General features: G+C 71.5%; 18 protein-coding genes. 9 read left to right on the plus strand and 9 right to left on the minus strand.

The features are described from left to right. Positions 1–66: 66 nt before the first annotated feature. Together ACJ6WD_RS02350 and ACJ6WD_RS02355 are read right to left on the minus strand one after the other, a co-directional pair. Complete coding sequence (locus ACJ6WD_RS02350; protein WP_376553971.1) at positions 67–462, minus strand: GNAT family N-acetyltransferase; 396 nt, start codon at positions 460–462, stop codon at positions 67–69. A gap of 51 nt (positions 463–513) precedes the next feature. Continuing rightward, positions 514–930 (minus strand): Lrp/AsnC family transcriptional regulator, encoded by a 417-nt coding sequence (locus tag ACJ6WD_RS02355; RefSeq protein WP_233656746.1) that lies wholly within the window; start codon positions 928–930, stop codon positions 514–516. Positions 931–1,139: 209 nt separating this feature from the next. Between ACJ6WD_RS02355 and ACJ6WD_RS02360 the strand changes: the two genes are divergently transcribed. From ACJ6WD_RS02360 to ACJ6WD_RS02370, 3 genes are all read left to right on the plus strand, one after another. Then, complete coding sequence (locus tag ACJ6WD_RS02360; protein WP_038523164.1) at positions 1,140–1,784, plus strand: AzlC family ABC transporter permease; 645 nt, start codon at positions 1,140–1,142, stop codon at positions 1,782–1,784. After that, positions 1,777–2,106, plus strand: a complete 330-nt coding sequence (locus ACJ6WD_RS02365; RefSeq protein ID WP_016573497.1) for a branched-chain amino acid transporter permease — start codon at positions 1,777–1,779, stop codon at positions 2,104–2,106. The genes ACJ6WD_RS02360 and ACJ6WD_RS02365 overlap by 8 nt, the downstream gene beginning before the upstream one ends. 893 nt (positions 2,107–2,999) lie before the next feature. After that, positions 3,000–3,347 (plus strand): VOC family protein, encoded by a 348-nt coding sequence (locus tag ACJ6WD_RS02370; protein WP_233656360.1) that lies wholly within the window; start codon positions 3,000–3,002, stop codon positions 3,345–3,347. 53 nt (positions 3,348–3,400) lie between these two features. Here ACJ6WD_RS02370 and ACJ6WD_RS02375 read toward each other — a convergent pair whose 3' ends face one another. After that, positions 3,401–4,276: a serine protease gene (locus tag ACJ6WD_RS02375; RefSeq protein WP_233656359.1), complete on the minus strand. Its 876-nt coding sequence runs from the start codon at positions 4,274–4,276 to the stop codon at positions 3,401–3,403. Positions 4,277–4,536: 260 nt separating this feature from the next. Continuing rightward, a complete protein-coding gene (locus ACJ6WD_RS02380) occupies positions 4,537–5,094 on the minus strand; it encodes a TetR/AcrR family transcriptional regulator (protein WP_407615109.1) in 558 nt (185 codons plus the stop codon). A 291-nt stretch (positions 5,095–5,385) separates the two neighbouring features. Here ACJ6WD_RS02380 and ACJ6WD_RS02385 point away from each other — a divergent pair, with 291 nt between their 5' ends. From ACJ6WD_RS02385 to ACJ6WD_RS02410, 6 genes are all read left to right on the plus strand, one after another. After that, the gene (locus ACJ6WD_RS02385) at positions 5,386–6,285 is read left to right on the plus strand and encodes an MBL fold metallo-hydrolase (RefSeq protein WP_407615041.1); all 900 of its coding nucleotides are present in this window, start codon (positions 5,386–5,388) and stop codon (positions 6,283–6,285) included. Between the two features lie 797 nt (positions 6,286–7,082). Then, positions 7,083–8,579, plus strand: a complete 1,497-nt coding sequence (locus ACJ6WD_RS02390) for an ATP-binding protein (RefSeq protein ID WP_374206753.1) — start codon at positions 7,083–7,085, stop codon at positions 8,577–8,579. A 50-nt stretch (positions 8,580–8,629) separates the two neighbouring features. Further along, on the plus strand, positions 8,630–9,007 hold the full coding sequence (locus tag ACJ6WD_RS02395; protein WP_037633891.1) for a roadblock/LC7 domain-containing protein: 378 nt from the start codon (positions 8,630–8,632) through the stop codon (positions 9,005–9,007). Between the two features lie 5 nt (positions 9,008–9,012). Continuing rightward, positions 9,013–9,384 carry a DUF742 domain-containing protein gene (locus tag ACJ6WD_RS02400; RefSeq protein ID WP_016573506.1) on the plus strand — a complete coding sequence of 124 codons (372 nt, stop codon included), beginning with the start codon at positions 9,013–9,015 and terminating at the stop codon, positions 9,382–9,384. Beyond that, positions 9,365–9,988, plus strand: coding sequence for an ATP/GTP-binding protein (locus tag ACJ6WD_RS02405; protein WP_233656356.1), 624 nt, complete (start codon positions 9,365–9,367; stop codon positions 9,986–9,988). Before ACJ6WD_RS02400 ends, ACJ6WD_RS02405 begins: the two co-directional genes overlap by 20 nt. Then, positions 9,985–11,442: a cytochrome P450 gene (locus tag ACJ6WD_RS02410; RefSeq protein WP_331249696.1), complete on the plus strand. Its 1,458-nt coding sequence runs from the start codon at positions 9,985–9,987 to the stop codon at positions 11,440–11,442. The genes ACJ6WD_RS02405 and ACJ6WD_RS02410 overlap by 4 nt, the downstream gene beginning before the upstream one ends. Positions 11,443–11,519: 77 nt before the next feature. On the opposite strand, the gene ACJ6WD_RS02415 is transcribed toward ACJ6WD_RS02410, so the two are convergent. From ACJ6WD_RS02415 to ACJ6WD_RS02435, 5 genes are all read right to left on the minus strand, one after another. Further along, entirely contained in the window at positions 11,520–13,121 is a 1,602-nt protein-coding gene (locus ACJ6WD_RS02415) for a hypothetical protein (RefSeq protein WP_407615042.1), read from the minus strand. A 625-nt stretch (positions 13,122–13,746) separates the two neighbouring features. After that, positions 13,747–15,537: a carbamoyltransferase gene (locus ACJ6WD_RS02420; RefSeq protein ID WP_407615043.1), complete on the minus strand. Its 1,791-nt coding sequence runs from the start codon at positions 15,535–15,537 to the stop codon at positions 13,747–13,749. Between the two features lie 231 nt (positions 15,538–15,768). Beyond that, positions 15,769–17,013: a class I SAM-dependent methyltransferase gene (locus ACJ6WD_RS02425; protein ID WP_331249699.1), complete on the minus strand. Its 1,245-nt coding sequence runs from the start codon at positions 17,011–17,013 to the stop codon at positions 15,769–15,771. A gap of 96 nt (positions 17,014–17,109) precedes the next feature. Beyond that, positions 17,110–17,886 (minus strand): class I SAM-dependent methyltransferase, encoded by a 777-nt coding sequence (locus ACJ6WD_RS02430; protein WP_016578212.1) that lies wholly within the window; start codon positions 17,884–17,886, stop codon positions 17,110–17,112. 44 nt (positions 17,887–17,930) lie between these two features. After that, entirely contained in the window at positions 17,931–18,926 is a 996-nt protein-coding gene (locus ACJ6WD_RS02435; protein WP_233656349.1) for an NAD(P)-dependent oxidoreductase, read from the minus strand. Positions 18,927–18,988: the final 62 nt, after the last annotated feature.

The raw sequence follows: 18,988 nt of genomic DNA on the forward strand, positions 1-18,988 counted from the left end.
GGCGGTGAACGTGCGCCGTCCACACAGGAGTTGGGATCGGGCGCCGGGACGGCACGGCATGCGGGGTCAGAGGGCGATCAGGCCGGCCGTCGTCGGCTCGAAGCCGCAGGCGGCGAAGTAGAACGGGCGCAGGTGCTCCTCGAAGTCGACGTGGAGCCAGGCGCAGTGCGCGGCGCGGGCCCGGTCGGCCGCGGTGGCGATGAGGGCGGCGCCCACGCCGTGCGACCGGCGGTGCGGTGCGACCACCGTGTCCAGGACGAAGGCGTGGCGGCCGCCGTCCCAGGCGACGTTGACGAAGCCGATCAGCGCGCCGTCCTCCCGGGCGCAGACCCAGCCGAGGCTGTACCGGTGCAGGCGGGCGCGCCAGTCCGTTGCGGTGGCCGGGTGGCCGAAGCCGTCCGCGTGCAGCGTGTCGAGCGCGTCGTCGTCGAAGTCGCCGCGCCACTCGTACTCGATCGTCACGCCCCGATCGTAAGGTCCCCGCCGGCTGCCGCGCCGGGTGTCGGGCGATGGTCAGTCGCCGGTCTTGACCTTCTTCATCGTCAGGTGGGACTCGACGCGCAGGATGCCGGGGAGGCCGGTGAGCTTGCTCGTCAGGAACGCGTTGTAGGCGGCGTGGTCGGCGACGGCGACGCGCAGGAAGTAGTCGGGGCGGCCGAACATCCGGCGCAGCTCCACGACCTCCTCGTAGCCGGCCAGTGTCTCCTCCAGCGTCTCGATGGTCCTGAGGTCGTTGGCGTGGACCTCGACGTCGACCATCACCTCCAGGCCGCGGCCGACGGCTTCCGGGTCGATGACGGCGCGGTAGCCGGTGATGACGCCGGCCTCCTCCAACCGCTTGAGGCGGCGCAGGCACGGCGGCGGGGTCAGGCCGACCCGCTTCGCCAGTTCCACGTTGGTCAGCCGCCCGTCCTGGCGCAGATGAAACAAAATTTCTCGATCAATGGCATCGAGGTGCATTTCATTGCTCACAGGCACATGATACGGGAATGGTTAGCAACCATATGTGGCGGATGTCCACGTAAAATTTCAGCATGCCTGGCTCTCCGGTCGCCGTCAGCGGCCCTCCTCGTCCTGCCCCCGTTCCCCCGCCCCGGCGGCGGTCCGAGGCGCTGGCGGCCCTGAAGGACTCGACGTCCGTGGGCCTGGGCCTGCTGCCGCTCGGCCTCGCCCTCGGGGTGCTCATCACCCACGCCGGCCTGCCCTGGTGGTGCGCGAGCCTGTCCACCGCGGTCATCTACGCCGGCTCGTTCGAGTTCATCCTCGTCGGCCTGGTCCTGGCGGCCGTACCGCTGGCGACCATCGCGCTGACCGCCTTCCTGGTCAACGTCCGGCACGTGTTCTACGCGCTGTCCTTCCCGCTGGACAAGGTGTCCGGGCGCCCCGCCCGGGCCTACAGCACCTTCGCGCTCAACGACGAGTCCTACGCGCTGGCGACCGGACCGCAGGCCCGGTCCTGGAGCGGCGCGCGACTGCTGTGGCTCCAGGTGCTCATGCAGGCGTACTGGGTCGGCGGCGCCACCGCCGGTGCCCTGCTGGGCTCCGTGGTGCCCGACACGGTCACCGGCCTGGACTTCGCGCTGACCGCGCTGTTCACCGTGCTGGCCCTGGACGCCGTCCGGGAACGGCGCGGCGACCTGCCCACGCCCCTGCTGGCGCTGCTCAGCGCGCTGATCGCCCGCCTGATAGTTCCCGGGCAGCTGATGCTGGGCGCCTTCGCCCTGTTCACCGGCGCCCTCCTCGTCCGCCACTTCGTCACCCGCTCAAGGTCCTCCCATGCCTGACACCCGGTACCTGCTCCTGGCCGTCGCGGTCTCGGCCGCCGTCACCTGGGCCCTGCGCGCCCTCCCGTTCACCGTCCTGGCGCCGCTGCGCGCCAGCGCCGTGGTCCGGTACCTCGGCGCCCGCATGCCGGCCGGCGTCATGGTGATCCTGTGCGTCTACTGCCTGCGCGACCTACCGCTGTCCCGGCCCGAGGCCGTGGCCCCCCTCGCGGCCCTGGCCGTCACCGTCGGACTGCACCTGTGGCGCCGCAACGCGCTGCTGAGCATCCTCGGCGGCACCGTGGTCAACGTGGTCCTGGCCAGCACCGTCTTCGGCCACTGAGCGCACGTCGAGGTGCCCACCGCCGCCGGTCGACGACCCGCGGGCCGCGCGCCGTTCGGCCCGCCAGCGTCGCCAGGCGAGGACGAAGCCGACGCCGGCCAGTGCGGCGGGGACGGCCAACTCGGTCGCCAGCGACGCCATCCACTCGGGGTTCATCGGCCGGACCAGGCCGCTGCCGTACCGGCAGGACGCCTGCGGCGGGAGGAAGCTGTACTCCAGGGTCCTGGGCGGATGGCTGCTCCAGCCCGCGCCCGCCGAACAGGCCGACGAGGGACCGGTGAAGAGCCGCCAGGCAGCCGGCGCGTAGCACAGCAGGAACACCGATCCGGTCACGAAGAACGCCGTACCGGTGCGGGCGACCTTCTGCCCCCTGGACATCGGGACGACCAGGCGACTGCCGGGGCGCGGGTCCAGGCACTCCGCGAGGAGCGCCACGAGCAGGCAGCCGACCATGACCGCCAGGGCCGCCCACAGCAGCGTGCCGGGCACCGCCCGGCCGCCGAAGGACGCCACCTCTCCCTGGTCGAACTCGCAGACGGTGGCGGGCGGGAACGCCTGGTCGCGGGTCCGCAGAAAGCGGCCGGGGCCCTTCGTCAGCCCCTGCATGCACCGCTCGTCGAACTCCACCATGGCGAACAGGGCCAGTCCCGAACCGACCACCAACAAGCCGAACGAGAGGCCGGCCGCGCGCCACAGACCGCCGGTCCGGTAGCCGCAGTGCGTACGTGCGTGTGACATCCGCGCACAGTAACCGACCGCGCAGCGGCGGCGGCACGGGCCGGTGACGGGTCGCGGACAGGCACCCGACGGACAGCCGAAAGACCCCCTGTTCCGGCCCCGCCTTCGCTACGCTGCTGGCGCCCTTTCGTCCCGCATCACGGAGGTGCCGTGAGATGTACGTGCGCCGGATCGTCCCCAACGTGCAGTCGGAAACCCTGGAGGAGAGCGCGCGGTTCTACGGCCTGCTGGGGTTCGAGGAGGTGATGAACCACGGCTGGATCATGACGTTGGCCTCCGCCGACAACCCCGCCGTCCAGGTGAGCTTCATGACCGACGACAAGACGGCCCCCGTGGCACCGGACATGAGCATCGAGGTCGGGGACGTGGACGCCGCCTACGCCACGATGCGCGCGCAGGGCGCGGAGATCGTCCATCCGCTCACCGACGAGGAGTGGGGCGTCCGCCGCTTCTTCGTGCGCGACCCGAACGGCCGCGTGGTGAACGTGCTCGGCCACGGCTGAGGCCGGGGCGCACGGACCGGGCGCGCGGCCCGGCCCTGACCCGTCGGACACGCCTAGCCCTCCTCGCTGACGGCCTTGTCGTAGAGGGACTTGATGGCGTCGTTGAAGTAGGGGCTGTAGGAGACGTCGTCGGTGTCGCCGCCGGCCTGGTAGCCGCCGATGACGCCGATGACCTCGCCGGTGCGGGTGGCGCGGTCGAAGTGGGTCAGCCACGGGCTGCCGCTGGTCCCGCCGCTGTAGCCGGTGCAGTCCACCTTCATCTGGTCCGCTTGGAACTTCGTGGTCTTGTTGCCGCAGGAGATGGGGTCCTGGCCGCTCGCCGGGTAGCCGGTGATCCGCACGGTGTTGTCGTAGCCGGCGTCGTACCCGAAGCGGTTGGCGCCGAGCACGTCGGCGATCCGCTTGCCGCCGACCTTGCCCACGATGACGAACCCCACGTCGTAGCCGGGGTCGGAGGACCGCGCCCAGTGGTCGTCCACCACCAGCTTCTCGATCGGCCAGGTGCCGTTGGGTGCCTGGCCGTCGCGGTAGCCCGGGACGAACGCCAGGTCCGTCTGGTAGCCGCCGCCCGCGCCGGTGTGGATGCAGTGCGCCGCGGTGATCACCACGGACTTGCCGGGGCTGTCGACGACGCTCCCGGTGCAGAAGTGGTCGCCGGTGCCGCCGTGGCTGAACAGGGCGCCCACCCGGGCGTTGGACGTGGTCGGCGGCGGGGTGTGCGAGACCCCCGGCGGGTGGCGGAAGGGCTTGGCGCCGCGCATCCGCTGCGCGGACCAGCCGGGTGCCGAACCGGTGGCGGACGCGGACGGCGAGGACGCCGTCGGCGCGGGGATCAGGGTGTTCCGGGCCGGTACGTCCCCGCTGGCGCAGCCCGACACGGCGGCCAGAGCGGCGAGCAGGGCGACTGCGGCAGCAGACTTGTGGCGCATGCCGGGATGCTAGGACACGCACCGGGCGGTCCACGGGCGTTCGGCCCCCGCTGCCGGTGTTCCCGGGAGGGGCGCGGGTGCACCGAGGGTCGTGCGCGGCACCGGGAGGCGACGAGCACGCCCCCCGTACGCGGGCGTCGCGGTCCTCCCCTGACCGCCGCCGCGACGTCCGCAGTCCACTGGACCCCATTGACTGACTTTTCAGCCAACACGGCAGGCGCTCACGTCCGGCCCTCTCCGCGACCGCACGGCGCCTGGACCTACCGGCGTCCCAGTCGCTCCAACTCGGCGTCGATGGCGTCCATCACCAGCTCGCGGGCGTGCCCCAGCGGCAGGATGCCGCTGAGCCACCGCATGCTGAGCCCTTCCACCACGGCCGTCAGGCGTTCGGCGGCGACGGCGAGGCCCGCGGCGGTCGCCATGGGGCGCACCCGGCCGAGCAGGTCGGCGACCTCTTGGACCCAGATCAGCGTGGCCTTGGCCAGGTCCTCGCGCAGGTGGGGTTCGAAGATGGCGCTGGCGCGCAGTTCGCCCCAGGCGATGCTGTTCTCGCGGACCGCCTCGTCGTCCTGCAACTCCAGCAGCAGCGCCTGTTCGAGCTCCTGCCGGGGGTCGAGGGGAGCGGCGTCCGGGTCGCGCTCGGTGGTGTAGGCGGCGGCCCGGTCGTTGATGAACTCCAGGGTCCGCCGCAGGATGCCGGCCCGGTCCTTGAAGTGGTAGTAGATCAGCGCGGTGGACACCCCGGCCTCGGCGGCCAGCTCCTCGACCCGCAGTCCGCGGACCCCGCGCCGGGCGATGACCCGCGCGGCCGCCTCCATGATCGCTGTTCTACGGTCGCTCACGATCACCCAGCTTAATCGGCGCCCGCACCCCCCTCCGCCCGGGCCGAGAAATCCTGAGCGGAAAGTCAGCCGGATCGTCGCACCACGAAGAGCAGCGCCTACGTGCCACCTGGCGCCCACGGCCACCGGATCCCGCGCCCCGACGACGCTGGCGCGCCCGCCCCGCCCGGGCGGGCACCCGGCTCCCGCATCCGAGCGCCCGGAGGGCCCCGCGGTGCGGTCCGGTGAGCGATAGCGCCCGCCTCGTCCGGGACGCAGGCTGGAGACATGGACACCATGGTGCTCGGCAACGTCGAGATCACCCGCGTCGTGGAGTTGCCGGCGAGGGGCCGCCCCCGCGACTACGTCTTCCCCGACGTGCCCGTCGAGCACTGGCGGGCGCACGAGAAGTGGCTCGTCCCCGCCTTCCTGGACCCGGCCGCCGACGAGGTCGCCCTGACGATCCAGACCTGGCTCGTCCGCAGCGAGGGCCGGACGATCCTGATCGACACCGGCGTCGGCAACGACCGGGAACGCCCGGCCATGCCGAACTTCCACCATCTGCACACCGACTACCTCGCACAACTGGCCGCCGCCGGAGTCCGGTTGACCGACGTGGACACGGTGATCTGCACCCACGTCCACAGCGACCACGTCGGTTGGAACACCCGCCGGACCGAGGACGGCGCCTGGCAACCGACCTTCCCCCGCGCCCGCTACGTCATCCCGCGCGCCGACTTCGACTACTGGGACCCGGCAGCCGGCCACCGGACCCGCTCCGGCCGCCAGATGGCCAACGTCTTCGAGGACAGCGTCGCCCCCGTGCACCAGGCAGGGCAGACCACCCTGTGGGAGGGCGACCAGCACGTCGTCGACGCCCACCTCCGCATCGAGCCCGCCCCCGGCCACACGCCGGGCTCCTGCGTCGTGTGGTTGCGGTCGGGCACGGAACGGGCGGTGTTCGCCGGGGACCTGGTGCACAGCCCGTTGCAGATCGCGGAACCGGACGACTGCCCCCGCTTCGACGAGGACGAGCCCCGCGCACGCGACAGCCGCCGCCGGGTACTGGCGGAGGCAGCGGACCGGGGCGCCCTGGTGTTCCCCACGCACTTCCCCGGCCCGGGGGCGGCCGAAGTGCGGCGCGTCGGCGACCGGTTCACGGTGGCGGCGTGGGCCGCCTGGGACTGAGGGCGAGGTCCGCGCGCCACGCACGTCCGGCGGCAGGTACGGCACGGAGAATCGTCCGCCCCTGCTCACCGAAGAGGCATGTGCGGAGATTCCGAGATTCCCTCCGCGTTCGACAATCAGGCACGAGCGCGGTCCACAACAGGCCATTCCTGGCACGGTGATTCACGGGAATTCCGACTGCGGCACGGTGTCGAATTCCCGGAACGCCGCCGGAGCCGCCGCGCCCTCGATCCACGAATTCCTTGCAGAACCCGCCGAGATCCGGGAAGAGTGCGCAGCCCCTCGCCCGGTCCTTCTGGAGCGGGCACCTCATGCGCCCACCTCATGCGCTGCCCCTGAGCCCCCAACTGCCAGCCGGCAGACCGAAGAAGGCCACCGTCACCACTCCCCGCCACAGCGTCGTCTCCCGACGCGGCCGCGGCCCGCCCGAGCCCCGATGTCGCCCGGCACCGAACCCGAACACTCCTTCTGTATTTCGCACACGAGTACATTTATGTGTTATGCGCACTCAAGCCACATAATCATCCCGCCCCCGCTATGCTCGCTGTCGCGCAGCGAGTTGCGGCGATTACGATCCGTCGCGACCAACTGTCGTGGTACCGCCAATCGCACACAAGCTCGGGCGTCCTGGGACCCGGCCCCATGCGTGCGGAACGCCGCCTTGGTCATGCGCCGCGGCCAAGCAATTGGCGAGCGCGATCCCCTCGTGGTCGACCTTGCCGGCGGCCTTCCTCGCGGTGCCCCTCTCCACCCTGCACGTCGCCCTGTCCACCCCTTTTAGCGCTCTGAGGACGCCGATGGTTCAAGCTGATTCGCCCCCCGGGCGGCCGGGGGCGGCACCCACCCCCATATGGCTGCTCCCGTCCGTACTCCTGGCCGTGTGCACGGCCGTGGCCGTGTCACTGACACCGCCGATGGCCCGTGCGCCGGTCGTCTCCATCGGCGTCGTCGCCACGGTGGCGGTGGCCCTCGCGACCGGTGAGACCGCCCGCCGAGGGCGCGCGCTCGAAAGGCTGCGTCAGGAGTGCGCCGAGCGGGAGGCCGTCCTCCGCGGGCACCTGTCCCAACAGGAGGCCGAAACCGTACGGATGGCCAAGGAGACCCTGCCCACGGCGATGGGACAGCTCCAACAGGGCGCCCGGGCCGAGGAAGTGCTCCAGAGGGTCGTCCACGTCTCCCGCGTCAGCCCGGAGTTCGAGGCCGCGTACCGGGCGGTGCTGCGCTACGTCCTACAGGCCGTCGAGGCCGAGGAGGACCTGCGGGACTCCGCCCAGCGCGCCTTCGTCAACATCGCCCGGCGCGTCCAGGCCATCGTCCACCAACAGGCCCAAGAACTCCGGGAGATGGAGGACAAGCACGGGCACGAACCGGATGTCTTCGGGGACCTGCTGCGCCTCGATCACCGCACCGCGCTCGTCGGCCGGCTCGCGGACAGCATCGCGGTGCTCGGTGGGGCGCGCCCCGGTCGGCAGTGGCAGCAGACCATCCCGCTGTTCAACGTGCTGCGCGGTGCGATGTCCCGCATCCTCGACTACCAACGCGTCGATCTGCACTCCGTGGCCGAGGTCGGCATCCTCGGACGGGGCGTCGAGCCGCTGATCCACGCCCTGTCCGAACTGCTGGACAACGCCACCCGCTACTCGCCACCGCAGACCCGCGTCCACCTGACCGCGACCGAGATCCAGAACGGCGTGGCCATCGAGATGGAGGACGCCGGGATCGGCCTGACCGAGGAGGCCCGCATGCGCGCGGAGCAAGCCTTGGCGCAGGACTCCCCCACGGGGCTCGACCTGGACGACCTGGGCGAGTCTCCGCGTCTCGGCATGGCCGTGGTCGGTCGGCTCGCCCGCACGTACAACTTCAAGGTCTCCTTCCGGAGTTCGGCGTACGGCGGGGTGCGCGTCGTCCTGATCGTCCCGCCGGAGCTGATCACCGCGACCCCCGTGCCCGGCGGGGCCATCGCCAAGGCCGCCGTCCTTCCGCCGCCCCGGCACCACGGCGGTCCGGCGCGCCACGCCCAGGGGGCCGACGAGGCGGCCGCGCCCGTCTCCGCCGCACGCAGCGCCAACGGGCTCCCGCAACGCAGGCGCCGCACGCGCACCGTGATCCCGCCCCTGCGTCAGAAGCCCGCGACCTCCGCCACGGGATGCGGCACCCCGGCGTCGGCCGCTCCGCCCCCGCAGGCGGGGTTGTGGCTGGCCGCCTTCCAGGAGGGCATCTCCGGGGAGCCCCGGGTCGACTCCCCCGCGCGCCGTCCCGACGGCCCGAGCGATGAAGAGTCCGAGCGTTACTGAGTCATTAGGTAAGGATGAGTAAGTAAGTGGCGACACAGCAGCGACTCAATATGAATTGGATGCTCGAGGGCCTGGCGTCCAGTGTTCCGCACACCCGTGATGTCGTGGTGCTGTCCTCGGACGGTTTGTGCATGGCCCAGTACGGCACGGACGAGGAGACCGCGGATCGGCTGGCCGCGGCCTGCGCCGGGCTGCAGAGCCTGTCGGCGGCCATCGCCACCGAATTCCCCTACGGCGACGGGCGGATGAAACTCGTCGTCATCGAGGTCAACGGCGGCTTCTTCTACCTCATGGCGGCCGGCGCCGGGGCGTACCTGGCGGTGCTGGCCGACGACGACGTGGACGCCGGCCTCATGGGGCAGGGCATGCGGGACCTGGTCGCCCGCATCGGTCAGCACCTCACCAGCCCGCCGCGGGCCGACCGGTAGGTCCCGTGAGCGACTCGAAACCGGAAGAACACAAGCGGTGGGACGAGGGCGGCCCCGAGCGCCTCTACGTCCTCACGTCCGGGCGGAGCGCGCCGGGCCGGTCGAACACGCTGGACATGGTCACGCTGATCGTGACCCGGCACCGGCCCTCGTCGAGCCTCCAGCCGGAACAGTCCGCCATCCTCCGCATATGCGACTACCCGCTGTCGGTCGCCGAGATCTCCGCGTACGTCCACCTGCCGATCAGCGTGGTCACGGTACTGCTCGCGGACCTGCTGGACAACGGCCACGTCGAAGCCAGGGCACCGATCCCGGCCGCGTCGTTGCCCGATGCCGAACTGTTGGAGGCGGTGATGCATGGACTGCAAAATCTCTGAACCCGTCGTCGGTCCGCGGAGCGAGGACGTCCTGCCGGACTCGGTCTCCACCGCGGTCAAGGTCGTGATCGTCGGTGGCTTCGGGGTGGGGAAGACCACCCTGGTCGGATCGGTCAGCGAGATCCGTCCGCTGACCACCGAGGAAACCATGACGCAGGCCGGGGTGGGCGTCGACGACCTCGCCGGCGTGGAGCGCAAGACCCAGACGACCGTGGCGATGGACTTCGGCCGGATCAGCCTCAGCGAAGAGCTCGTGCTGTACCTCTTCGGCACCCCGGGCCAGCAGCGGTTCTGGTTCCTGTGGAACGGCCTCTTCGAGGGCGCGCTGGGCGCGGTGGTGCTGATCGACACCCGGCGCCTCGACGACAGCTTCGACGTACTCGGCCGGCTGGAGGAGCGCGGACTGCCGTTCGTCGTCGCCGTCAACGCCTTCCCGGACGCCCCCTTCTACCCCATGTCGGAGCTCCGCGCCGCCATGGACCTGCCCGACGACGTGCCCATGGTCGACTGCGACGCCCGGGAGCGTTCCTCCAGCCGCGACGCCCTGCTGACCCTCGTGCGCCATCTGTACGCCCTCACCACCACAGCCTCGGAGTCCCGGTGACCGCCTTTCCCTCACACCAGCCCGGTACGACGTCGGCGTCCGGCCCCCCTCAGGGGTGCCCGGCGCATGCCCGAGCGGGCGGCACCGACCATCTGGCGCGACTCTTCGGGCCGGAGGTCGCGCACGATGCGCCCGGCTTCTTCGAGCGGCTGCGGAGCGAACACGGCCCGGTGGCGCCCGTCTTGGTGGACGGTGACCTGCCGGCCTGGTTGGTCCTCGGGTACCGCGAGAACCTCGAAGTCCTCCGCACGCCCACGCGCTTCTCCCACGACTCGCGCATCTGGCACTGCTTCCGGGAGGGCCGGGTCCCCGCGGACTCGCCCTTGATGCCCGCGCTCGCCTGGCAGCCCGTCTGCCTCTTCATGGACGGCAAGGAGCATGAGCGGCTGCGCCTCGCGATCAACGAGAGCATGGCGCGGTTCGACCGCCGCGGGATCCGCCGCTGCGTCACCCGGTCCGCCAACCAGCTGATCGACGCGTTCGTCGCCGACGGACGGGCCGACCTCGTGCGCCAGTTCGCGGAGCAACTGCCGATGCTGGTGCTGACGCAGCTCCTCGGCATGCCCGACGAGGCCGGTCCGCGGTTGGTCGAGGCCACCCGGGACCTGCTCAAGGGGTCGGAGACGGCCGTCGAGAGCAACGCGTTCCTCATGGCGGCACTGGAACAGCTCGTCGCCCGCAAGCGGGACGCCCCCGGCCCCGACTTCACCTCGTGGCTGATGAGCCACCCCACGCGGCTCACCGACGAGGAAGTCGCCCAGCACCTGCGCATCGTCGCCCTCGCCGCGAACGAGAACACCACCAACCTCACCGCGAACACCCTGCGCATGGTGCTCACCGATCCCCGCTTCCGGGCGTCGCTCACAGGGGGCAGCATGACCCTGCCCGACGCCCTGGAGCAGATGCTGTGGGACGAGCCGCCGACCTCGGTGCTGCCCGCCCGGTGGGCCAGCGGCGACACGGAGCTCGGCGGCCAGTCCGTCCGGGCCGGGGACATGCTCCTCCTCGGCCTGGCCCCCGGCAACGGCGACCCCGTCATCCGTCCCGATCGCTCGGTGCCCATGCACGGCAACCGGTCCCACCTCGCCTTCAGCAGCGGACCGCACGAATGTCCCGGCCAGGACATCGGTCGGGCCATCGTCGACACGGGGATCGACGTCCTGCTGATGCGGCTGCCCGACATCGACCTGGCCGTTCCCGAGGGCGACCTGACGTGGGTGTCCCACTGGATCGCCCGCCATCTGCGCGCGCTGCCGGTGAAGTTCACCCCGGGCGTCCCGGCGTCCGCCGACACCTCCGGGGACGGCGCCGACGGCCCGCACGACCTCCGGGAATCCGCGGGCGACGGGCCGCTGGTCGTGGGCGGCGCCGACGCGTCGACGCCGCCCGCGGGTGCCCCGAGGTCCCGCTCGTCGTGGTGGGCCCGGTTGACGCGGTGGCTGTCTGGACACTAGCCGTGCCGCCCAGGGCGCCCGGCGTTCGCTCCTCCCCCGGGCGGGGAGGCGGACGCCGGGGCGTCGGCACCGTACGGCTAGGCGCGGCTCCCGGACGGTCCGTAGTCGCGGTCCGCCGCGATGCGGTCCGGCTGGGCCTCGATGAGGCTTCCCGCCCCGATCGCGAACCAGATGCCGTGCCACCACTGCTCCATCACCAGTGCGGCCACGGCGGTGCCGTAGGCACGGGAGAACCCGCTGGCGTGGCTCGCGTGCATGACGGAGGCGAAGTGGTCGCAGTAGCCACCGTCCATGTGTCGCAGGAAGACGCCCTCGGTGATCCGTCGGTCGCGGAGCAGCAGGGGCACGACCAGTGCGTACTCCACGGCGCTCATCGGCAGCAGACCGTCTTCGACGGCCGCGCGGACCGCGTGGTGCACCATCAGCGTGCCGCGGTGCAGCTCTCCCCCGACGCGCACCGCGTACTCCAGCTCGCGGCGCGGCACGCAGACGCGTTCTCCCGGCGAGGGGGTTCGGGGTTCCAGGGCGGGGGTGTAGCACTCGGCGAGTTGGCCGGCCGTGTACAGGTCCCGTGCGGCGGCCCGGTCGCACAGGTCGTGGGCGAGTGCGTAGTAGCGCCACAGGTCCTGGCGGTGGTTGCACATCTGCCACACGCAGGTGCCGAGGGTCTCCATGCACCCCGCGTACCGCTCGGGTCGGACCCCGGCGTCCGGGGTCAGTTGGGCGTTGATCATCCACACGGTCCGCTCGTAGCAGTCCAGCAGGTCCGTCAGGACCAGGGAACCGCGGGTGAGTGCCAGGACGCCCTGGCCGCACTCCTCGTGGCGCAGGTCAGGGCCGAGGTCCACCCAGTCGTTGACGAGCCCGGTGAGCATCATGTCGTCGCGGCCCGCGGGGCCTTGGGCGAACGACAGGTAGTGCGCGAAGATGCCGCTGTCAACGGCCTTGAAGTCGCGCCAGTCATCCCGATCGGTGTGGACCCAGGTGGTCAGGCCGTCGGTCGGGTGTGTTCTGAGGCTGGCCTCGTGGCGGCGTTTGAGGTCGAAGAACGCCATGTCGCAGGCGACGTGCAGCCGGCGGGCCTGGAGTTCGGCCGGCAGGCCGGGCATGTCCCACAGGGCGAGGACCTCGTGCATCAGGTCGTTGCCACCGGCCGGGCCGGGCCGGGCGGTGTCGACGTTGTACTCGAGGTAGAAGGCGTAGTCCAACAGGGGCAGGTATGCCTGGCGCCAGTCTCCGTAGTCGTCGGAGAGGAGGCCCATCCACCAGGAGCCCATGGCGAAGTTCGGGTAGGCCGCGACGCCCCGCAGCCCGAACTCGTCCCGCACCGCCAACCACGAGGGCGCGGTGCAGCAGGGCAGCGTCGACTTCGTCGAGCGCCCGGCGTTGGCGCCGGCACGGGCCCGGGCGCAGATGTCCCCTATCCGGTCCTGTCCGATCGTCACCGGGGCCCTTCGGACCTGCTCGCCCGCGGGGCCGCCGGAGCGCGTGCGGTGGATCTCGGTCAGCAACTCCCGGCCGCGGGCGGCCATCTCCGCGCACGCGCGTGACCATGGCGTGAACCGCTCACCCAGGCGGTGGGGGTCGCTGAGGGTGGCTGCGAGGGTCTCCTCCGGCGCGTACCGCCACGCGTCACCGCCGGCCCGCCCGCGCTCCGGGCCGTGGGGCGTCCGTCGCACCGTTGCCAGGTGGGCGTCGAGCGGGGACCCTGCCTCGCGCTTCGGGAGCCACAGCACGTCGAAGGCCGCCGGGTCCGAAGTATCTTTTTTCGTAGCCGAGTTGGCTGGCGCGTGGACTCTTCGGGAGAGCTGCGCCAAGAGGCCGTCGGAGGTCAGTGCGGGCAGGGCCGCAGCGCCTTTTTCCACCGTCGACGGAAGACAGACCACACGACGCATGCAACTGGTCCTTCCTCAAGGCGGGACTCGCGAGGCATCAGGCCGTCCGCACCTGTCACGCACGATCCGGGCGTGACGGGTCGTCGTCGCCGCCGCGCCGGGCCTGCCGTGCGGGGCAGCGGGCGGCGCGGGCGCGGGACAGGGTGTCCACCGTGGTGAGCAGCGGCACGTCATCCTCCTCGGGACGCGGAACAGCACCTGTCGAACTACCGGCGACAATCGGCCACTTGATGCAGACGCATAAGAATCGCGCACCGCCGCACGGGTGTACAGGGGTCGTCGCGCGGCACCGTCGGTCGGCGGGGGCGTCCGGTTGAGTGCGGGGGCGCGCCGGGCGTGTTCCCAGGCCGGGTCCAGGAGGCGGACAGAGAAAAAACGGCCCGCCGGGGTGGCGGGCCGTTGGGTGGGGTCAGCGCTTGGTGACCAGGAAGTTGCCGATGACCAGGTGGTCGATGTCGGTGCCCAGGAAGCACGCGACGGCGTCCTCGGGGGCGCAGACGACGGGTTCGCCGGCGACGTTGAAGGAGGTGTTGATCAGGCACGGCACGCCGGTGCGGGCGGTGAAGGCGCGCAGCAGACGGGCCAAGAGGGGGTTGCTCTCGTCGGTGAGGGTCTGGATGCGCGAGGTGGCGTCGACGTGGGTGGCGGCGGCGATCTTCTCCCGGTAGGCGGGGCGGACCGGGAAGACGAAGGTCATGTAGGGCGAGCGGTGCTTCTTGCCCAGGTCGAAGACGGTCGGGGCGTCCTCTTCGAGGACCAGGGGTGCGAAGGGGCGGAAGGGCTCGCGGTGCTTGACCCGGTTGTTGATGATGTCCTTCATGTCCGGGTAGGACGGGTTGGCGAGGATGCTGCGGTTGCCCAGTGCCCGCGGGCCGTATTCGGTGCGGCCCTGGAACCAGCCGATGACGGTCTTGCCGGAGAGCAGTTCGGCGGTCCGCTCCACGATCCGCTCGGTGGGGAGCTCTTCCCACGTCACGGCGGAGGCGCGGGCCTCCAGCGCGGTGCGGATCTGCTCGGTGTCGTATTCCGGGCCGAGGTAGGGGGAGGTGTGGGTCAGCGGTGCGGCGTGGGACTGGGCGACGTGGGCGGCGGCGCCGATGGAGACGCCGGGGTCGCTGGCGCCGAAGCTGACTTCGATGCGGTCGAACGGCAGCTCTTCGAGGAGTTTGGTGTTGTTGACGCAGTTGAGGGCCAGGCCGCCTTCGAAGATCAGGTCGCGCAGGTCGGTGGCGGCGGCCAGGGCGCGCAGTTGGTGGGCGGTGACGACCTCGACCAACTGTTGGGCCGCGGTGGCCAGACGGACGCGGAACTCGAAGGTTTCGCGGTTGCCGTCGTGGCCGTCGAAGAGCTTGTCGAGCAGTTCGGCGTAGGCGCGGGGGCCGCGTCGGTCGTGGGCCAGGGCCAGCGCGTAGCGCCCGTCGTCTTCGAGGGTGACGACGTTGCCGAGCAGGGGGTTGTCCTCGGGTGCGGGGGGCGTGCCGAAGCCGGCCAGGCCCATCACCTTGTACTCGTCGTTGTTGGGGACGAAGCCGAGGTAGCGGGTGATCTCCCCGAAGAGTTGGGCGAGGGAGTTGCCGAAGTCGATGGTGAAGCGGTCGAAGACCTCGACCTTGCCGTTGCGGATCTCGCCCATGATGGCGCTGTCGCGTTCGGCCTGGCCGTCGTTGATGAGGAAGGCGGCTTCGCTCAGGCCGGCGAAGGTGCGGCCGCAGGCCAGGTGGGCGCGGTGGTGGGGGACGGTGACCAGCTTGTGGTCGGGGAGGGCGTAGCCGGTGTGGCGGGTGAAGTCCTCGATGAGTGCGGTACGGCCCAGCGCTCCGAGGTAGAGCTCGCCGAAGGTGGTGAGAACGGTGAGTTTCTCCTCGGCGGTCAGGGGGGCGCCTGCGACGGCGGTGACGGTGGTGTCGGCGTAGGTGTTGTCGTGGTTCCAGCCGAAGGCGAAGTGGTCGACGTCGTCGTAGTCCAGGCCGGCCTGTGCCAGGCACCAGCGGATGGCGTTGAGGGGGAAGGCGCTGGTCTTCTTGTTGCGGTTGAGGCGTTCTTCCTCGACGGCGGCGACCAGTTCGCCGTCGATGATCAGGGCGGCGGCCGCGTCGTGGCCGATGAGGTTGTGGCGGTCGACGCCGTCGGGGGCGTGGCCGTAGAGCCGGGCGAAGAGGTCGGCGACCTGGGAGAAGCCGTTGTAGCCCAGGATGATCATCGGGATTCCTCCGTGGATGCCCCCGGTGGGGTTGCCGGGAGAGGCGTGGAACTCCTGCGGGCAGGCCGGGTGGACGCCGTGCGTCCGAAGGGGGAACGGCGTCGACCTCGCCTGCCGGGCAGTGGTGAAGGGGTGGGGTGGTGCCGCCCCGGGCCGGGGCGGGGGCGCCGCGAAGGACCCCGGCCTCGGGCCGACGGTGTCCGGCCGGCGGCCCGTCCTGGGGCGGCGGGGTTACTTTCCGCGGCCGGGCACGACGGTCAACTCCGGGAGGGGGAAGACGAGTTGGCCACCGCCGGCCATGTAGTCGGCCTCGCGCTCCAGGAATCCCTCGCGGTAGATCCACGGCAGGACCAGCAGTTGGTCGGGCCGGTGGGACTTGGCCTGTTCCTCGGAGACGATGGGGATGGTGGTGCCGGGGGTGAAGGCACCGGCCTTCTCCGGGCTGACCTCGCCGATGCAGGGCAGGTCCGCCTCGGTGAGGCCGCAGAACTGGAGGATGACGTTGCCCTTGGTGGAGGCGCCGTAGCCCAGGGTGAGCTTGCCGTCCTTGCGGGACTGGTCGAGGAAGTCCCGCAGTTGGTCGCGGGCGGCGTGGGAACGCTTGGCGAACGCCTCGAACGGGGCCATGGTGGCGAGGCCCAGTTCCACCTCGCGGGCCCGGATGCGGGCCAGGGCGGCCTCCTCCACGCGGTGCCGGCTGTCGCGGCGGGCGAGGGTGATGCTGATGCTGCCGCCGTAGACGGCGGTGAGTTCGGCGCGGATGACCTTCAGGCCGACGCGGTGCGCCATCCATTCGATCTGCTGGAGCGCGTAGTACTCCAGGTGTTCGTGGCAGACCACGTCGTAGGCGGTGGCCTCCAGCATCGCCGGCAGGTAGCTCTGTTCCATCAGCCACACGCCGTCGTCGTCGAGGATGTCGTGGACGTCCTGCATGAACTCCAGCGGCCGCGGCAGGTCGTAGAACATGGCGACGGAGGTGACGATCTTGGCGCGGCGGGTGCCGAAGTGCTCCTGGAACAGCCGGCGGGAGAAGAAGTCCGGGATCAGGTCGATGTGGGCCGGGTAGTAGGAGCGGAACTTCTCGCCGGTGGGGTCGATGCCGACCAGGGTGGGGCCGCTCGCGTAGCCGCGCAGGAGGGTGGCGTCGTTGCTGCCGATGTCGAGGACGAGGTCCCCGGCGGCGGGCCGGACCAGCTCGGTGAGTTGGGCGACCTTGCCGTGCAGGTGGTTGATCATGAATTCGCGGATGCCGGAGCGGTAGCCGTAGCCCTCGCCGTACATCAGGGAGAAGTCGGCGGTGTGGCGCAGCTGGACCAGGCCGCAGCCGGCGGGTGAGCACTTGACGAGCTCCAGGGGGACCTGCGGGACGTGCTCCTCCCGGCTGCGGGGGAAGACGCCGGTGAGGGCCTGCGGGCCCAGGTCCAGCACGGGCAGCAGTTCGCTGTTGCCGCAGGCGCGGCAGGTGTCGATGGGCATGGGTTCTCCAAGTCGAGCTCGGCCGGCGACGGGCGACCGGTCGGGGGTCCGGCGGGACGCGGGGTGGATGTGGGACGCGGGGTGCGGGGGCGGGGTCTAGTCCTCGCCCCAGACCAGGTAGATGATCGGGGACTCGCGGTGCGGCAGCTGGTGGAGCGTGACGCTGCCCAGGTCCAGGAACTCGGTGAGTGCCTTGGTCTCGCCGGGCCACTTGGGGTGGGCGAGTTCGTCGAAGGCGATGATGCTGCCCTTGGCCAGGTGCGGGCGGATCGCGTGCAGGGTCTCCAGGGAGGGTTCGTACAGGTCGAGGTCGATGTAGGCGAGGGCCACGATCGTCTCGGGGTTCTCGGCCAGGTACTGGGGGACGGTCTTGCGGACGTCGCCCTGGACGACGAAGCTGCGCTGGGTGTGGCCGTAGGGTTCGTTGGCTTCGTGTGCGGCCAGGACGGCGCGCAGGTGGTCGACCTCGTCGGCGGGGACGGCGAAGCGGCCTTCGACGGCGCTGGGGGTGGCGCGGTCGACGTCGGCGATGTCGGGGAAGCCGGTGAAGGTGTCGAAGCCGATGACGCGGCGCAGCGAGTTGTAGGGCTCGTAGATGCTGCGCAGGGCCGTGAAGGCGGCGAGGTGGCGGCCGTGCAGGACGCCGAACTCCATGATGACGCCGGGCACGTCGACGATCTTGCGGTAGAGGGCGTCCATCGCCAGGAGGTCGGCGAGTTGGGGGCGGCGCAGGTACACGGGGAGGTTGTCGATCAGGTACTCGGGCGGGATGGGGGTCTGGGCGAGGAGTTCGGTCAGGCGCAGCCGGGAGTCGCGTTCCTGCTCGGACTCGTGCGGGACGACGCGCGGGTCCTTGTAGGGGGAGTCGGTCATGGTGGTCCTTTCGTGGAGGGCGCTGGGTGCGGGTGCCGGCGGGGTCAGCGGCTGGTCCGGCCGGCGTCCCACAGGTCCTTGCAGGTCTGGTGGAGGGGGATGCGGGGTTGCCAGTGCAGGAGGGTGCGGGCGCGGCGGATGTCGGCCTGGACCCAGTCGGCGCCCAGGCTGCGGACGGGACCGTGGTCGTCGTTGAGGGCGGTGAGGGGCAGGCCGGCGGCGACCAGGAGGTGGGTGACCAGTTCCCGCATGGGGACGGCGACGCCGCTGCCGATGTTGAAGACCCGTTGGGGCAGGGGGCGCCTGGCGGCCTGGACGGCGGCTTCGGCGACGTCGCGGACGTCGACCCAGTCGCGCACGGCGGCGGCGACGTCGACGGTGAGGGGTTCGCCGCCGAGGGCCGCGGCGCGCATCCGGGGCAGGAGCTTGCCGGGGAAGCTGGCCGGTGTCGGGTAGGGGCCGACGGTGTTGACCAGGCGGAGCACGGCGGCGTCGACGACCCCGGTGTTGGCGGCGGCCAGGACGGCTTGTGAGCCGGCGAGTTTGGCGCGGGCGTAGGCGTTGGTCGGGCGGGGGGTGAGGTCCTCGTCGAGGGGGACGCCGCGCTGGCCTGGGCCGTACTCGTGGATGGTGCCGAGGTGGACCAGGCGGGGCGGCTTCGGGCACCGCTGGAGGGCCTGGGTCAGGGTGCGGGCCAGGCCGGCGTTGGCGGCCAGCAGTTCCGCGGCGCGCTGTTCGCCGCCGTCGGCGGCGCTGGTGACGTCGGTGGCGCCGGCCATGTCGGTGGCGTTGACCACGGCCTGCGCGCCGGTGTCGGTCAGGAGCCGGGTCAGGGCGTCGGCGGGAGCGGTGAGCAGGTCCAGGGACTGGAAGGCGTGTGCGGCGACGTGCGGGGCGGGGGTGCGGGCCACGACGGTGACGCGGTAGCCGTGCCGGGCGAAGGCCGCGCAGACGTGCCGTCCGATGCAGCCGCTGCCGCCCAGGACGACGACGCCGGGGGCGTCGGGGTCCGGGGGCGGGGCCGGTGAGCGGTTCTGCATGGGACCTCCGGAGGGTGGGAGAGGAAGGGGCGGGAGTGCGGTGGCGGTGGGGTGCCCGGGGT

It is taken from the genome of Streptomyces sp. VTCC 41912 (genome assembly GCF_045799175.1).
GTDB classification, from domain to species: domain Bacteria; phylum Actinomycetota; class Actinomycetes; order Streptomycetales; family Streptomycetaceae; genus Streptomyces; species Streptomyces albulus_C.